Raw genomic sequence first — 15,258 nt, 5'->3', positions numbered from 1 at the left:
AGCATGATACAAATAACAGCAGAACAAGTGAATGACTATTTGGAGTTAATCCATGATCAAAACCCAGTGCATCAAAGGATAGTACCTGGTCAAATGATTGTGCAACTTGCACTCACGAATAAAAAATTAGCATGGACATCCTACAAAGTGAAATACGTAGCATCGGTTGAAATAAATGAGACTTTAGATATTGAACCTGTGACAAATGAAAAAGTGGTTGTTTCTAATCAAAGTGGTGATGTTAAAATTTTTATATTTAAAATATAAAAGCGATATTTAATCTGTGAATATAGGAAAGTAACTATGCATTGTTAATTAAAATGGAATATAATAATTATCGAAAAATTATTAAAAATAAAAAGTAATAAATAGATATCAATTTGACAATGCAAACTAACTCCGTATAATAATATAGCATGTTAAAAGGAGTGAGACATTCATGGATTATGATAAAGATTTTGATGAAAGCAAGATAAATAAAGTTAATCCTAAAACGGCTAAAAAAACAGTGTTTGCCACAGGTATCGGTAATGCTATGGAATGGTTTGATTTTGGGTTGTATTCTTATTTAGCAGTAATACTCGGACAAAACTTTTTCAGTTCGGTAGAAAATGATCAACTCAAAACAATTTTTACATTTGCAACATTTGCAATCGCCTTTCTACTACGACCTGTTGGCGGTATTATCTTTGGCATTATTGGAGATAAATACGGTAGAAAAGTAGTGCTAACCACAACCATTATTATGATGGCATTCTCGACATTGTTCATTGGCCTATTGCCTACATATGAACAAATTGGTATTTGGGCTCCAATATTACTATTACTAGGTAGAGTGTTACAAGGATTTTCAACAGGTGGAGAATATGCAGGTGCTATGGTGTACGTTGCAGAATCTTCTCCAGATAGAAAACGAAATACACTTGGTTCTGGACTTGAAATAGGGACGTTATCGGGTTATATTGCTGCCTCGGTAATAACCGGATTACTATTTTTCTTTTTAAATGATGATCAAATGGCTTCATGGGGTTGGAGAATTCCGTTTATCTTAGGTTTATTCTTAGGTATTTTTGGTTTCTATTTAAGAAGAAAATTAGAAGAATCACCTGTTTATGAAAATGAAATCGCGACAAAATCAAAAAGAGATACAATTGGTTTCTTAACTATTATTAGATATTATTATAAAGATATAATTGTATGTTTCGTAGCAGTGGCGTTCTTTAATTGTACTAATTATATGGTAACTTCATACATGCCTTCTTATTTACAGCAAATTGTTAAACTCGATAGTACAACAGTTTCTGTAATTATCACACTTGTAATGGCTGTAATGATTCCATTAGCATTAATGTTTGGCAGAGTTGCTGATAAAATTGGCGAGAAAAAAGTATTCTTAATTGGATTAATTGGTACAGCCGTATTGAGTATATTCGCTTTTTCACTTTTCCAGTCAACTTCAATTATCTATGTTATTGTTGGTATCTTTATTCTAGGGTTCTTCTTATCAACATATGAAGCGACAATGCCTGGCTCGTTACCGACGATGTTTTATACTCATATTAGATATAGAACATTAGCAGTAACGTTTAACGTATCTGTATCATTATTTGGTGGGACAACACCATTAATTGCTTCAGCCCTTGTAGCGAAGACAGGAGATCCCTTATCTCCTGCTTATTATTTAACTGCGATGAGTATTGTTGGTATTATCGTCATTTCGCTATTACATGTAAGCACTTCAGGTAAATCGCTTAAAGGATCTTATCCAAATGTTGAAAGTGACGAAGAATATGAATATTATGCAGACAATCCTGAAAAAGCAATGTGGTGGGCTAAAGATAAACGCGTATAATAAAATGAATTTATAGGTTCGGCTTATTCGGGTCAAAAACAATCGACATGGTTAGAAAACTTTGTCGATTGTTTTTTTGTGTTAATTTAAAAGAGTACGGTACAATAATAAGTAAAGTAACAAGTATACTAGGAGGATAACTATGACAGTAGAAACATATTGGAGATCTTTTATCGAAGCATTTCCTGAATATAAAGGTATGCAATTTGATGCTTGGTCTTTTGGTGTCGACGAAGATGAATTAGCTGATTTAGTGAAAAAGGGTATAAAAACTGCGACGACAAGTGGATTATCGTCTTATAAAGTAGAGGAAGAAGCGTTACCACAAGTCGGTGATATCAGCGTTGTATTAAATGAAAAAGGAAACCCGCAATGTATCATTGAAACTACACGTGTTTACCAAACGCCATTTAATGATGTTACTGAAGAACATGCATATCTTGAAGGTGAAGGAGATAAGTCACTGGCATATTGGCGCCAAGCACATATCGAATTTTTCGAATCATATTATGCTGAATTAGGTATTCCTTTTGATGAAACAAAAATCATGGTGTGTGAAGAATTTAAGTTATTGTATGTATAGAAAAGAGCGGTACATAAGTTAGCACTGCTTCGAGTATTCTCTCCAAGCACAACAAAGGGGACAATCTTTGTCTAACTATGTACCGCTCATAGGGTGAGTGTTTATAGGGTTGTGTTATTCAAAGGCAACATAAGGGGACAACTTATGTTGCCTTTATTCTTTTTAAACTTCTAATTTCTAAAGGGGAGTTAATTGCATCTATATTCTTCTGAATTCTTCTTAAAGCTAAATTTTGAAAAGTCTAAGGTGTAAAGTAAATGTTATTAATAAGTTAGTTTCATATTATCAACATCACTTTCAAGTAGAGAGAGTAACTTATATAATTCATTCATGCTGAAATTTTCATCAAATTTAACAGAAATTGATTTGAAAGTTTTAGTGATAATTTCATATATTGGGTTACCATTTTCAAAAGCTTGTTTGTAGATAATCATGCTGTGATTCCCTCCTTTGTCTCTCTACACTTAATATACTAATAGATTTTCTTGAAAAATACATGAGTCTTCAGTATCAACTTTGTCTCGGTCTTATGTCGTATATGATTTGAAAGGTAAAAAGTATGTAAAAATGAATATTTGAAAATTTATATTTAATAGTAAAAATGGTGAGTGAAGTATAAGGGTTAGAATTGAATTATTTTGAAAAGTGGTGTAAATTGTAACTAAGATGTAACATCTTTTAAAATTCAAGCTTGGAGTGATAATGTATGAAAAAAATTGCAAAAACTTTTGTAGCGTGTAGTCTCGTATTTGGCACTACAGTAGGACTAAGTATTGCTAACCAAGACATATCACAAAGTGAAGCGCAAGCAGAAACGACGCAGCCTTATTATGATTATCAAGGGTACACAGCTAAAGGTGGAGATTTTGTATTAGATCAATCCTTTTATAATGGATTAAAAGCAGGCAATGTTACTTTTAATGACATTAAAGTGAATAGCAAATATGATTCAGGTTCTGAGAGCAAAGTAATTTATGATCAAAAATTTGAAAAAGTAAATGGTAATAAAGCTAATTCAGTAGAATTTGATATAGCGGAAGATACGGTAAGTTTACAAGATATGAGAGTGCAATTTGGACAAAACTTTAAATATCAACCACCGCTTCATGGGGACAAAGTAAACAGCTCCGATGGTTTATATGGGTATGAAGTAGGTGAAGGTTATATTGTATTTCATATGAGTGATGGCTATGTAACGAGTGCGACTGTATCATAAAGCATATTTAACATACAAAAAACCAAGCAGAAATATATTCAATTTCTGCTTGGTTTATTTTATTGATGGCGTTGCTTTTAAACTTCTGTAACGTCAACATCAATGTGTTCAACACGGTTATATGCACCGTGATCAACAGGTCCTACAAAGTCATTCATCTTCCAACCATTTTTAATTGCAGAAGCTACAAAAGCTTTGGCAGCAATAACTGCTTCTTTAGGTGTTTTACCGTTTGCTAAATACGCAGTAGTTGCAGCTGCAAAAGTGCAGCCTGCACCATGATTATAGCTTTGTTGGAACATATCAGTAGTTAATTGATAGAAATGTTCACCATCATAGTAAAGGTCATAAGATTTATCTTGATCTAAAGCTTTACCACCTTTAATAATGACATGCTTCGCACCTTGTTTATGAATGATTTCAGCAGCTTTTTTCATATCATCTATTGATTTTAAAGTACCTAGATTTGCAAGTTGCCCCGCTTCAAATAAATTTGGTGTTACGACAGTTGCTTTAGGTAATAAATGTTCAATCATTGCATCAGTATTGCCAGGATTTAACACTTCATTTTCGCCTTTACAGACCATCACTGGATCAACAACAAAGTAGTCGGCACCAGATTCTTCATATGCTTCACCAGCACGTTTGATAATTTCTTGTGTACCGAGCATACCGGTTTTCACAGCATCTGGCTGGATTGAGATTGCTGTCTCTAATTGTTTCTCAAATACATCAAATGGAATTGGCGTTACGTCATGAGACCATGTCGCTTTATCCATTGTTACGATTGATGTCAGGGCAACAATACCGTATGTCTCTAACTCTTGAAATGTTTTTAAATCTGCTTGCATACCTGCGCCTGCGCTTGTGTCTGAACCTGCAATCGTTAATGTCTTTTTCAATGCCATGAATCTTCACTCCTAAATTTCTTTTGTACATATCATACCACGTTTGTCGAGTATTCTAAATAATGACCTTTTAAATAGCGAGCAATATTTAACTACTTTGTATAATGTAGATTAATTTTATTTCGATGAAGTGAAATAGGGTTAATTGTAATATTTTTAAAATGACTTAAAGGATTACCTGAGCTGGTTTAAAGGTTTACAAGTGCTGATGCACTTGCATAAGTGGTTCTATTCTTGTGGATGTAAAGTAGAAATAATGGTTCGCCTGAGCTGAAGCTCATGCATAAGAACTACTTATTCACGCGCATAATTTCTTGCACGTGAAAGTAGTTCTAATATGTTAAAATATTAACTGAGGTGAGAGGGAATATGGAATGGTCAGATGTTTTTCGTGAAATTACTACGCGACAAGACTTTAGTACGATGCACGAATTTTTAGAAAAAGAATATACAACAGAAATTGTATATCCGGATAGAGACAATGTTTATCAAGCATTTGATTTAACACCATTTGAACAGGTAAAGGTTGTCATATTAGGTCAAGATCCATATCACGGGCCCAATCAAGCACATGGCTTAGCTTTCTCAGTACAACCAGATGCTAAGTTTCCACCTTCATTGCGTAATATGTATAAAGAACTTAAAGATGACATTGGTTGTGAAAGAACAACGCCACATCTACAGGATTGGGCGCGCGAAGGTGTTTTGTTATTGAATACAGTTCTGACTGTCCGCCAAGGAGAAGCACATTCTCATAAAGACATTGGCTGGGAACTTTTTACAGATGAAGTGATTAAAACAGTATCTGAACAATTAGAAAATGTTGTGTTTATTTTATGGGGAAAACCTGCACAACAAAAAATTAAATTGATAGATACGTCGAAACATCATATTATTAAGTCTCCACATCCAAGTCCTTTATCTGCTTATCGTGGTTTCTTTGGTTCAAAACCATATTCTCAAGCAAATACGTATTTACAAGAAAATGGTAAAGCACCAGTGAATTGGTGTGAAGGTGAGGCATAAACATGGAAAAAGATAAGATTATACAGTTAATTGAGCAAGAATTGGTAGCAGCAGATGAGGCAAATAATAATGCTGAATTTGAAAAGCACATTTATGCGATTCACACATTGACTTCACTTGTTACCGGGTCGACAAATCATCATAAAAATTATAAAGATAACACGTATGATGTTTCTTCATCATTCCAAACATCTACTATAGTAAGTAATGGTACTTCAAAACCGCAATCAACTTCTGAAAAACAAGGTGTGTCTGCGGAAGAGATCAGAGCGATGGGCGGTAAAACCTCGCAACCCGCTTCTCAAAATAGCGTTTCCGACACGTCACTCACATCTAACAAGTTGGTTACTGATGATGAAATAGGTAATGGAGATTCAATATTTGATTTTTAATTAAGAAGGGAAGTAAATAGCATGATGAAAGTATTTATTATATTAGGTGCATTGAACACAATGATGGCAGTAGGAACTGGCGCATTTGGTGCACATGGCTTAGAAAATAAACTATCAGCAAAATATTTGTCAGTATGGGAAAAGGCAACGACTTACCAAATGTACCATGGTCTAGGCTTACTCGCGCTTGGTATAATCAGTGGTACAACTTCAATTAATGTGAATTGGGCTGGCTGGTTGATGTTCTTCGGTATCGTCTTTTTCAGTGGCTCATTATACATTTTGGCATTAACTCAAATTCGTATCCTTGGCGCGATTACGCCAATCGGTGGGGTTTTATTCATAGTAGGTTGGTTAATGCTAATTATCGGAACATTTAAATTATAAAATTTTAATTGTTATAGAATTCATCTTGTGGGTATAATACAGTCCATGAGGTGAATTTTATTTATGAGTCAAAATGATAAGGCAGTAGATAGAGGAGATTTAAAACAAAACTTATCTGAAAAATTTGTATGGGCTATTGCCTATGGTTCATGTATAGGTTGGGGCGCATTTATCCTACCTGGTGACTGGATTGGTCAATCAGGACCTATATCTGCAGCGATAGGTATTGTAATTGGTGCATTATTAATGATACTGATTGCAGTAAGTTATGGTGCTTTAGTTGAACGTTTTCCAGTTTCAGGTGGAGCTTTTGCATTTAGTTTTTTAGGATTTGGAAGGTACGTCAGTTTCTTCTCATCCTGGTTTTTAACTTTTGGATATATATGTGTTGTAGCTTTAAACGCAACAGCATTTAGTTTATTAATTAAGTTCTTACTACCAGATATATTAGAAACTGGTAAGTTATATACCATAGCAGGATGGGATGTTTATATAACTGAGATTCTTATCGCATCGTTATTATTAATTGTCTTTATGTTTATAGCAATTAAAGGTGCAAGTGTATCAGGGTCTCTACAATTTTATTTCTGTGTAGCAATGGTTATAACAATCTTATTACTATTTTTCGGTTCATTCTTCGGGAATAATTTCTCTTTTGAAAATTTACAGCCGTTAACTAATGAAAAAGAGGGTTGGTTCACATCCATTATTATGATTGTAGCAGTAGCGCCATGGGCATATGTTGGATTTGATAATATTCCTCAAACAGCAGAAGAATTTGATTTTGCACCGAACAAAACGTTTAAATTAATCGTTTATAGTTTACTTGCCGCAGCATTTACTTATGTATTAATGATTTTATACACAAGTTGGTTAAGTAGTTCATCAACAAGTTTAAACGGTAATTTATGGTTAACAGGTGCTGTGACACAAGAAGCATTTGGTTACATTGGTTTAGCAGTGTTAGCAATTGCAATTATGATGGGGATATTCACTGGTTTAAATGGTTTCTTGATGAGTTCAAGCCGTTTATTATTCTCAATGGGACGTTCAGGCATTATGCCTTCCGTATTTAGTAAATTGCATAAAAAATATAAGACACCTTATATTGCAATTTTCTTTTTAGTTTCCATTACATTAATCGCACCATGGCTAGGTCGTACTGCATTAACATGGATTGTTGATATGTCTTCAACAGGTGTATCAATTGCTTATCTTATTACATGTTTATCCGCAGCAAGACTTTTTAGTTTTGATAAATCAAGTAACACATATGGACCTGTATACAAAGTTTTTGCGATATTAGGTTCAATCGTTTCATTTGTGTTCTTACTGTTATTGTTAGTCCCTGGGTCACCAGCAGCACTTTCAACACCATCGTATATCGCATTGGGCGGTTGGTTAATCATTGGTTTAATCTTCTTTGTTGTACGTTATCCAAAACTGAAAAATATGGATAATGACAGATTAAGTAAACTTATATTAAATCAATCAGAAGATGAAATAGTAGATTTAATTAATAAAAATAAATCAGATAAAGCGAACAACTAGTTATTTTTTAATAATAATCATGTTATTTTCATGTAAAATTATATAATTTTTAAGGTTTAAACTTGGATTATAGATTTTCATAAATGCCCTTCAATAGAGATACGTTAAAAGTGTCTCTATATGAAGGGCTTTATTGTTAGGCGCTTAGACCATTATAGAAAATGTGTGTAACAAAAAACCTGAGAAAAATCATTCGTAACAATGATTTTTCTCAGGTTTTTGATTTAGAATCATACGCTTTAAATTCTTTTTTTACCTATTTTCGTACCAGACACAATAAGCTTCGATATTTGATCTGCAAAGAGTAATCCTAAAGCGATAGCACCAGCAATTAAAGTTACTTCCAACATTGTATTAATTGCTTTACTAAACTCTAATAGAATTAAGTTTTTTGTTGCATCGAATGCAAGTCCACCAGGCACGAGTGGGATGATACCTGGAACCATAAAAATAATTACAGGTTCCTTTTTATAACGGGCCATCATGTGACTTAACATACCTAACGCAATACTTCCAAAGAAACTAGAATATATAGTATGGAAATGAAAACCTTCATAAAATAAAATATAAAACATCCATCCACATGCACCTACAATACCAACTGTGTTGTATAGGCGTTTTGGCACATCAAATATCACACCAAAGAAAAGGGAAGCAGTATAACTAAATATTAAATTTAAAATCCAAAACATAGACATTGCTCCTAAAAAATAATGAGTATGGTACCAACACCGGCGCCTATGCCAAAAGCAGTCACTAGAGCTTCTAATGATTTAGTGGTAAACAGTAACATATGGCCAGCGAATAAATCTTGAATGGCGTTCGTGATTAATACACCAGGCACGATAGGCATTACTGAAGCTATTATGATAGTAGATATCGAACCACCGGGTATTAAATGATGTCCTGAAACAGTTATGAGACCGATGACAATTGCGCCCATAAATTCTGGGATAAATTGGGCATGTAGTTTCCGTTGAAGCGTTTCTACAACAATGAAGCCAAAGGACCCAGCCAAAATGGCAGTAAGTACATCTGTTAAGATACCACCTTGAAGATATAAAAAACTCGCTGCGATTATCGCGGCAGCAATAAATTTAAAAATCAGATCATGGTTGATGCTCTGTTCATGATATATTTTTTGCAGTTCTTGAAAGGCATCTTCAAGTGAAATGTCACCTAAAGCAAGCCGCCTAGATATACCATTTGTTCTTGATATGCGATGAAGATTCGTATCTCGCGTTTTAATTCTGAAGATTCTAGGATAAGACTCGTTATGTAACATGAAGTTGATAACTGTATTTGTTACGAAACTATTGCTCTCTGGATAACCTAACGTAGTTGCAATCCGAGTCATTGTATCTTCAACTCGGGAGCCTTCTGCACCAGATTCTAACAGGATGCGTCCTGCGAGCAATATGACATCTTTCGCCATTCTTTCATCATAACTTTCAACTGTTTGATTGTATATTGTCATTTAATCACCAATAATGAAGTATTTAACTAAAACTATGTTTTTGTATTCATAGCATAAGAATAAGTTATTGAGTTAATAATTTTTATTGTAACACTTTACTCCTAGAAATTGTTAGAAGAATCAGAAACTAACTTATGCGCTTTATAAATTTTAAAATATAACATTTTATACAATTTAAGTAATTTAAATATGTTTCGGATTTCGCAAATAGGCTAAAATAATATTAGTTAACTGTTTCAGACAAATATTGAGTAGCGACAATATTAAACAGTTAATATTAAATTAAGTAGTGATTAAAGTTCTCCCAAACACACTACACAGACTCAGGCACACTTGTTCAATAGCAAGTGTGCCTTTTTACTCGCTCTGCTTTCAACGGGTTGAAAGCTAGAGCGAGTTATGCAAGCGTAAGCTTGTGAACCATAAGTAGCAACGGGTTGAAAGCTAGAGCGAGTTATGCAAGCGTAAGCTTGTGAACCATAAGTAGCAACGGGTTGAAAGCTAGAGCGAGTTAGGCAAATGAAAAAATGCCGACAAAGTTGGGTACTTTGCCGACAGTCTTAAATAATTCCATTAATATGAAGGAAATCGTTCATTGTATTTTATATTGAAAATAGATTTTGTAAGACTTCTTTTGTGATGATATTACCTACGAAGAAACTACCAAAGTCTCCATAGCGTGCAGTCGTTTCATCAAATCTCATTTCATAAACAATTTTTTTGAATTGAAGTGGGTCTTCTGCAAAAAGTGTAACGCCCCATTCATGATCGTCAAAACCAACAGATCCAGTGATGAATTGTTTGATTTTACCTGCATATTGGCGGCCAATCATGCCGTGATCATGCATAAGTTTCTTTCTGTCTTCAAGTGGTAACATATACCAGTTATATGTTTCACCACGACGTTTATCCATTGGATAGAAACAGATATATTCAGTACGAGGTAATTCTGGGAATAATCTTGGTTTAATATGAGGGTTTTCATATGGATCTTCATCAGATTTTCCTGCAAGATAATTACCTAATTCTATGATAGAAACATATGAATATGTTGGGATTAAGAAATCTGTAATTTTTAATTTATTAAATTCATTTTCAAAAGCATTTAAATCTTTCATTTCTGGACGTAATACCCATAAAAGAAGGTCTGCTTTTTGACCATTAATATTATAAAATGCATGATCTCCTGCATTATTTGTACGTGCTTCTTCGTGCTTATCTAAAAACGATTGTAACTCTTCCACGAGAGATTGACGTTCTTCCTCTGGAACTAAACGTAAAGTAGTCCAATCAATAGCATATAATAAATGTAAACTATACCAACCGTCTAATGTTTCTGGTACTTGTGGCATTGTAAATCGCTCCTTTGTGAAAATTTCTATGTCTTCACTATAAAATTCTACCATAAAGGCAGTGTTAAAACATAAGTAAATGATTACAAATTGGTGACATGGAATTCTATAAAAAAATAACGTATACTATATAGTGTAAATAAATAGATTTAAATTTCGAGGAGGCTCCTATGTCTTTATTAGATGTATTACAAGAAAAACTTTCAGGAAAAAATGTGAGAATCGTATTACCTGAGGGTGAAGATGAACGCGTATTAACAGCAGCAACACAATTACAAAACACAGAATATGTTACACCAGTAGTATTAGGTAATGAAGCTAATGTGAAGGCTTTAGCTAACGATAAAGGATTAGATATTACTAACATTGAAATTATCGATCCAGAAACAAGTGAATTGAAACAAGAGTTAGTAACTGCTTTCGTTGAACGCCGTAAAGGTAAAGCGACTGAAGAACAAGCGCAAGAAATGCTAAAAAATGTAAACTACTTTGGTACAATGCTTGTTTATACTGGTAAAGCTGAAGGGCTAGTCAGCGGTGCAGCACATTCTACAGGCGATACAGTTCGCCCAGCATTACAAATTATTAAAACGAAACCTGGTGTTTCAAAAACATCTGGCGTTTTCTTTATGATTAAAGGAGAAGAACAATATATCTTCGGCGATTGCGCAATCAATCCAACACTTGAAGCACAAGACTTAGCTGAAATTGCTGTAGAGAGTGCAAAAACTGCTAAAAGCTTTGACATGACACCTCGTGTAGCAATGTTAAGTTTTTCAACAAAAGGTTCTGCAAAATCAGACGATGTTGAAAAAGTTGCAAACGCAGTGAACTTAGCTCAAGAGAAAATTGAAGCTGACAATATTGAAGATGTTGTTGTAGATGGTGAATTCCAATTTGACGCAGCAATAGTACCAGAAGTTGCTAAGAAAAAAGCACCAGACGCAAAAATACAAGGTAATGCTAATGTATTTATCTTCCCAAGTTTAGAAGCGGGTAATATTGGATACAAAATTGCACAACGTTTAGGCGGTTTTGATGCAGTAGGTCCAGTACTACAAGGACTTAATTCTCCAGTGAATGATTTATCTCGTGGTTGTTCAACAGAAGACGTGTATAACTTATCAATCATTACTGCTGCGCAAACATTACAATAATGGATTTAGCAAACAAATATTTTAATGCTATAGATTGGCGTTATATTGACCATTCTTCTGGGTTAGCGCCTATGCAATCATTTGCATTCGATGATACATTTTCAGAAAGTGTTGGAAAAGATTTATCATGTAATGTTGTACGTACTTGGATACATCAACATACAGTCATTTTAGGTATACATGATTCACGTCTGCCTTTTTTACAAGACGGCATTCGTTATCTTACTGAAGAACGTGGCTATAATGCGATTGTTAGAAATTCAGGTGGCCTGGGTGTAGTCTTAGATCAAGGTATACTCAATATTTCTCTCCTCTTTAAAGGTAAACATGACATTACAATAGATGAAGCTTTTACAGTGATGTATTTATTGGTTTCGAAAATGCTTGAAGATGAAGACGTAGAGATTGAAACTCATGAAATTGAACGTTCATATTGTCCAGGAAAATTTGATTTAAGTATTAATGGTCGGAAATTTGCGGGCATTTCACAAAGACGGGTGCGTGGCGGCATTGCTGTACAAGTATATCTTTGTGTAGAAGGTGATGGCAGTGAACGCGCTGATATGATGAAATCTTTTTATAAACGCGCATTAAAGGACGCAGAAACAAAATTTACTTATCCAAATATAGACCCACAATGCATGGCGTCATTAGAGTCGTTATTAGGTAAAACAATTACTGTTCAAGACGTAATGTTTAAATTATTATACGCCCTTAAAGATTTAGGCGGACGATTAAATATGGAACCTATAACAGATGATGAATGGCAACGCTATGAAGGTTATTTTGAAAAAATGATTGAACGTAACGCCAAGATCAATCAAACAATGGATTAAACAATTATTAAGACCAGAAACGGTACTTTTTTATTAAAGTAACGGCTCTGGTCTTTTTTAATTATTATAATAATTATTGATATAAATCTTGCTAATTGTTGAATTATAGAAACTAAATAAGTAATATAGGAAAAGTGTAGCTTAAAACTAAGTGTTTTAAATAAAATTACGTAAAATCATGTTAACTTTTTGAATATAAGGCTATAGAGTTTTATAATGGAAAAGTATTGATTATAATTAGTAGCAGGTATTAACTTTTGAAAGGACATTTTCTGTTATTTAATTAAAAACAAACAAAGTAACTATGACTAGAGTTGTATGGCATAATATAAAATTTATGAGATAATGTATAATAATGTGTGTAAAATTAGTTAAGGTTGAGTATTTTCCTATAGAATACGAGCAGTCTTTTCAAATTAATTATGATAAAAGACATATTAGATTCGCTAACAACGAGACTTAAAACACGGAATTTCCTGGGAAATTTCAAGGGAAATTAATTGTGGTGTTCTGAAATGATTAAAATCAGTGTGGTCTGTAATGTGTAGCGTACTTAAAATATAAAACTAAAGAAAATACTAAAGGTGATTGAGAATATGACACAACAAGGATATGGGGAAGCGAATGGAAAAGTAATATTAATTGGCGAACATGCTGTTACATTTGGCGAGCCAGCAATTGCGATTCCATTTACGACCGGGAAAGTGAGAGCGAAAATAGAATCTATAGAAGAACCTCTTTCTTCATGTATTAAAAGTGATGTATATGAAGGTGAGTTAGTTAATGCGCCTGAACATTTAAAGGCAGTGATAACTCGTTTTGTAGAAAAATACGAAATCCAAACGCCTGTAAAAGTTTCGATTGATACAAACTTACCACCATCTAGAGGACTAGGCTCAAGTGCTGCAATGGCGGTTGCTTTTGTGCGTGCAAGTTTCGATTACCTCAACAAACCATTATCTGATGAGCTGTTGATAGAAGAAGCCAATTGGGCAGAACGTATCGCACATGGTAAACCAAGTGGTGTTGATACACAAACGATTGTATCGAATAAACCAGTATGGTTTAAGCAAGGAAAAGTAACAACACTAAAACCATTAGAATTGAATGGTTACATGGTTGTTATTGACACAGGCGTGCTTGGCTCTACAAAAAAAGCAGTAGAAGACGTACATAATTTATGTGAAGCAGATAGCGAGTACTTAGAACATGTGAAACATATTGGTCAACTTGTATACGAAGCAAGTGACTCTATAGAGCATCATAACTTCGAGAAATTAGCCTCTATCTTTAATTTGTGTCAAGAAAGCTTACGTACATTAACGGTTAGTCATGATAAAATTGAAACATTACTTGAGGCAAGTGAACAACAAGGCGCTATTGCTGGAAAATTAACTGGCGGCGGTCGTGGCGGTAGTATGATTGTACTTGCTTCAACCTTAGAAGTGGCTGAGAAAATTGTTGGAAGTGCGCAAGACTTAGGTGCACATCACACATGGATTGAATATTTAGGAGGTTAAGGACGTTGGTTAATAGTGGTAAAGCACGTGCACATACAAATATCGCGCTAATAAAATATTGGGGTAAAGCTGATGAAACTTATATTATCCCGATGAATAATAGTTTGTCTGTAACATTAGATCGCTTTTATACTGAAACTAAAGTTACATTTGATGAGCGCTATACTAAAGATACGCTTATTTTGAATGGTCAAGCAGTAAATGACGCAGAAGCGGCTAAGATACGCCGTTTTATGGATGTGTTCCGAGAATTAAGTCAAACCTCAATGTACGCATATATTGAAAGTGATAATTATGTTCCTACAGCGGCAGGGTTAGCGTCTTCAGCGAGTGCTTATGCGGCATTAGCAGCAGCTTGTGATGCAGCTTTAAATCTTGGGTTAACAGGCAAAGCGTTATCTAGATTGGCACGTAGAGGGTCAGGTTCAGCTTCTAGAAGTATCTATGGCGGTTTTGTAGAATGGGAAAAAGGATATGATGATGAGACATCATACAGTTTTCCTGTTGAAGCAGATAATTGGGAAGATGATTTAGCAATGATATTTGTAGTCATTAATAATAAATCGAAAAAAGTTTCGAGTCGTGCCGGTATGTCACTTACACGTGATACATCACGTTTCTATCAATATTGGTTAGACCATGTGGATGAGGACATAGCGTCAGTTAAGCATGCAATAAATCAAAAAGACTTTAAACACTTAGGTGAAGTGATTGAAGCCAATGGTTTACGCATGCATGCAACAAACTTAGGTGCACAACCTCCATTCACTTATATGGTCGACGACAGTTATTTAGTGATGGACATCGTAGACCAATGTCGTAAGGCGGGTCATCCTTGTTACTTTACGATGGATGCTGGCCCAAATGTTAAAATTTTAGTAGAAAAGAAAAATAAACAAGCGGTTGTTGATGCATTACATAAATCGTTTAAAGAAGAACAAATTATTGCGAGTGACATTACACGTACAGGTGTAGAAATTATTGAGTAAGGAAGAGATAAA

Annotated in this window: 17 protein-coding genes; 12 read left to right on the top strand and 5 right to left on the bottom strand. The window is 34.3% G+C overall.

Annotation, left to right across the window (positions count from 1 at the left end; all coding sequences use genetic code 11):
- Nucleotides 1-3: 3 nt before the first annotated feature.
- The 3 genes from M4L39_RS05510 (at nucleotide 4) to M4L39_RS05500 (ending at nucleotide 2,435) form a co-directional block, all read left to right on the top strand.
- A complete protein-coding gene (locus M4L39_RS05510) occupies nucleotides 4-267 on the top strand; it encodes a hypothetical protein (RefSeq protein WP_277581140.1) in 264 nt (87 codons plus the stop codon).
- 172 nt (nucleotides 268-439) lie between these two features.
- The gene (locus tag M4L39_RS05505) at nucleotides 440-1,852 is read left to right on the top strand and encodes an MFS transporter (RefSeq protein WP_277581139.1); all 1,413 of its coding nucleotides are present in this window, start codon (nucleotides 440-442) and stop codon (nucleotides 1,850-1,852) included.
- Nucleotides 1,853-1,994: 142 nt separating this feature from the next.
- Nucleotides 1,995-2,435, top strand: coding sequence for an ASCH domain-containing protein (locus M4L39_RS05500; protein WP_277581138.1), 441 nt, complete (start codon nucleotides 1,995-1,997; stop codon nucleotides 2,433-2,435).
- Between the two features lie 263 nt (nucleotides 2,436-2,698).
- Here the strand turns inward: M4L39_RS05500 and vraX are convergent, their stop codons facing one another.
- Entirely contained in the window at nucleotides 2,699-2,869 is a 171-nt protein-coding gene (gene vraX, locus M4L39_RS05495) for a C1q-binding complement inhibitor VraX (protein ID WP_277581137.1), read from the bottom strand.
- Nucleotides 2,870-3,141: 272 nt separating this feature from the next.
- Between vraX and isaB the strand changes: the two genes are divergently transcribed.
- Nucleotides 3,142-3,651 (top strand): immunodominant staphylococcal antigen IsaB family protein, encoded by a 510-nt coding sequence (isaB, locus tag M4L39_RS05490; RefSeq protein WP_277581136.1) that lies wholly within the window; start codon nucleotides 3,142-3,144, stop codon nucleotides 3,649-3,651.
- Nucleotides 3,652-3,728: 77 nt separating this feature from the next.
- Here isaB and thiD read toward each other — a convergent pair whose 3' ends face one another.
- Complete coding sequence (thiD, locus tag M4L39_RS05485; RefSeq protein WP_277581135.1) at nucleotides 3,729-4,559, bottom strand: bifunctional hydroxymethylpyrimidine kinase/phosphomethylpyrimidine kinase; 831 nt, start codon at nucleotides 4,557-4,559, stop codon at nucleotides 3,729-3,731.
- 369 nt (nucleotides 4,560-4,928) lie between these two features.
- Between thiD and M4L39_RS05480 the strand changes: the two genes are divergently transcribed.
- The 4 genes from M4L39_RS05480 (at nucleotide 4,929) to M4L39_RS05465 (ending at nucleotide 7,915) form a co-directional block, all read left to right on the top strand.
- Nucleotides 4,929-5,585, top strand: a complete 657-nt coding sequence (locus tag M4L39_RS05480) for a uracil-DNA glycosylase (RefSeq protein WP_277581134.1) — start codon at nucleotides 4,929-4,931, stop codon at nucleotides 5,583-5,585.
- A 2-nt stretch (nucleotides 5,586-5,587) separates the two neighbouring features.
- Nucleotides 5,588-5,977 (top strand): DUF5327 family protein, encoded by a 390-nt coding sequence (locus tag M4L39_RS05475; protein WP_277581133.1) that lies wholly within the window; start codon nucleotides 5,588-5,590, stop codon nucleotides 5,975-5,977.
- Nucleotides 5,978-6,001: 24 nt separating this feature from the next.
- A complete protein-coding gene (locus M4L39_RS05470) occupies nucleotides 6,002-6,364 on the top strand; it encodes a DUF423 domain-containing protein (protein ID WP_107514541.1) in 363 nt (120 codons plus the stop codon).
- Between the two features lie 63 nt (nucleotides 6,365-6,427).
- Nucleotides 6,428-7,915 carry an APC family permease gene (locus tag M4L39_RS05465; protein ID WP_277581132.1) on the top strand — a complete coding sequence of 496 codons (1,488 nt, stop codon included), beginning with the start codon at nucleotides 6,428-6,430 and terminating at the stop codon, nucleotides 7,913-7,915.
- A gap of 239 nt (nucleotides 7,916-8,154) precedes the next feature.
- Here M4L39_RS05465 and M4L39_RS05460 read toward each other — a convergent pair whose 3' ends face one another.
- The 3 genes from M4L39_RS05460 to hemQ all read right to left on the bottom strand — a co-directional run bounded on the left by M4L39_RS05460 (nucleotide 8,155) and on the right by hemQ (nucleotide 10,744).
- On the bottom strand, nucleotides 8,155-8,607 hold the full coding sequence (locus M4L39_RS05460) for a threonine/serine exporter family protein (RefSeq protein WP_277581131.1): 453 nt from the start codon (nucleotides 8,605-8,607) through the stop codon (nucleotides 8,155-8,157).
- 11 nt (nucleotides 8,608-8,618) lie between these two features.
- Nucleotides 8,619-9,386: a threonine/serine exporter family protein gene (locus M4L39_RS05455; protein WP_172457968.1), complete on the bottom strand. Its 768-nt coding sequence runs from the start codon at nucleotides 9,384-9,386 to the stop codon at nucleotides 8,619-8,621.
- Between the two features lie 608 nt (nucleotides 9,387-9,994).
- Nucleotides 9,995-10,744 (bottom strand): hydrogen peroxide-dependent heme synthase, encoded by a 750-nt coding sequence (gene hemQ / locus M4L39_RS05450; protein ID WP_277581130.1) that lies wholly within the window; start codon nucleotides 10,742-10,744, stop codon nucleotides 9,995-9,997.
- Between the two features lie 170 nt (nucleotides 10,745-10,914).
- Here hemQ and pta point away from each other — a divergent pair, with 170 nt between their 5' ends.
- From pta to mvaD, 4 genes are all read left to right on the top strand, one after another.
- A complete protein-coding gene (gene pta, locus M4L39_RS05445) occupies nucleotides 10,915-11,901 on the top strand; it encodes a phosphate acetyltransferase (protein WP_277581129.1) in 987 nt (328 codons plus the stop codon).
- The gene (locus M4L39_RS05440; protein WP_277581128.1) at nucleotides 11,901-12,737 is read left to right on the top strand and encodes a lipoate--protein ligase family protein; all 837 of its coding nucleotides are present in this window, start codon (nucleotides 11,901-11,903) and stop codon (nucleotides 12,735-12,737) included. Before pta ends, M4L39_RS05440 begins: the two co-directional genes overlap by 1 nt.
- A 596-nt stretch (nucleotides 12,738-13,333) precedes the next feature.
- Entirely contained in the window at nucleotides 13,334-14,257 is a 924-nt protein-coding gene (mvk, locus tag M4L39_RS05435; protein ID WP_277581127.1) for a mevalonate kinase, read from the top strand.
- Nucleotides 14,258-14,262: 5 nt separating this feature from the next.
- Entirely contained in the window at nucleotides 14,263-15,246 is a 984-nt protein-coding gene (gene mvaD, locus M4L39_RS05430) for a diphosphomevalonate decarboxylase (RefSeq protein WP_277581126.1), read from the top strand.
- The last annotated feature ends 12 nt before the right edge of the window (nucleotides 15,247-15,258 follow it).

This window comes from Staphylococcus equorum, assembly GCF_029531845.1.
In the GTDB taxonomy this organism is placed as follows: domain Bacteria; phylum Bacillota; class Bacilli; order Staphylococcales; family Staphylococcaceae; genus Staphylococcus; species Staphylococcus equorum_C.
Note: the sequence above shows the minus strand (reverse complement) of the source record. Positions and strands in the feature narration are given on the sequence as shown.

Excerpts from the sequence above, each read along its gene's own strand:
- M4L39_RS05510 (WP_277581140.1), top strand. The coding sequence starts at position 4 with ATGATACAAATAACAGCAGAACAAGTGAATGACTATTTGGAGTTAATC.
- M4L39_RS05505 (WP_277581139.1), top strand. The coding sequence starts at position 440 with ATGGATTATGATAAAGATTTTGATGAAAGCAAGATAAATAAAGTTAAT.
- M4L39_RS05500 (WP_277581138.1), top strand. The coding sequence starts at position 1,995 with ATGACAGTAGAAACATATTGGAGATCTTTTATCGAAGCATTTCCTGAA.
- vraX (WP_277581137.1), bottom strand. The coding sequence starts at position 2,869 with ATGATTATCTACAAACAAGCTTTTGAAAATGGTAACCCAATATATGAA.
- isaB (WP_277581136.1), top strand. The coding sequence starts at position 3,142 with ATGAAAAAAATTGCAAAAACTTTTGTAGCGTGTAGTCTCGTATTTGGC.
- thiD (WP_277581135.1), bottom strand. The coding sequence starts at position 4,559 with ATGGCATTGAAAAAGACATTAACGATTGCAGGTTCAGACACAAGCGCA.
- M4L39_RS05480 (WP_277581134.1), top strand. The coding sequence starts at position 4,929 with ATGGAATGGTCAGATGTTTTTCGTGAAATTACTACGCGACAAGACTTT.
- M4L39_RS05475 (WP_277581133.1), top strand. The coding sequence starts at position 5,588 with ATGGAAAAAGATAAGATTATACAGTTAATTGAGCAAGAATTGGTAGCA.
- M4L39_RS05470 (WP_107514541.1), top strand. The coding sequence starts at position 6,002 with ATGAAAGTATTTATTATATTAGGTGCATTGAACACAATGATGGCAGTA.
- M4L39_RS05465 (WP_277581132.1), top strand. The coding sequence starts at position 6,428 with ATGAGTCAAAATGATAAGGCAGTAGATAGAGGAGATTTAAAACAAAAC.
- M4L39_RS05460 (WP_277581131.1), bottom strand. The coding sequence starts at position 8,607 with ATGTTTTGGATTTTAAATTTAATATTTAGTTATACTGCTTCCCTTTTC.
- hemQ (WP_277581130.1), bottom strand. The coding sequence starts at position 10,744 with ATGCCACAAGTACCAGAAACATTAGACGGTTGGTATAGTTTACATTTA.
- pta (WP_277581129.1), top strand. The coding sequence starts at position 10,915 with ATGTCTTTATTAGATGTATTACAAGAAAAACTTTCAGGAAAAAATGTG.
- M4L39_RS05440 (WP_277581128.1), top strand. The coding sequence starts at position 11,901 with ATGGATTTAGCAAACAAATATTTTAATGCTATAGATTGGCGTTATATT.
- mvk (WP_277581127.1), top strand. The coding sequence starts at position 13,334 with ATGACACAACAAGGATATGGGGAAGCGAATGGAAAAGTAATATTAATT.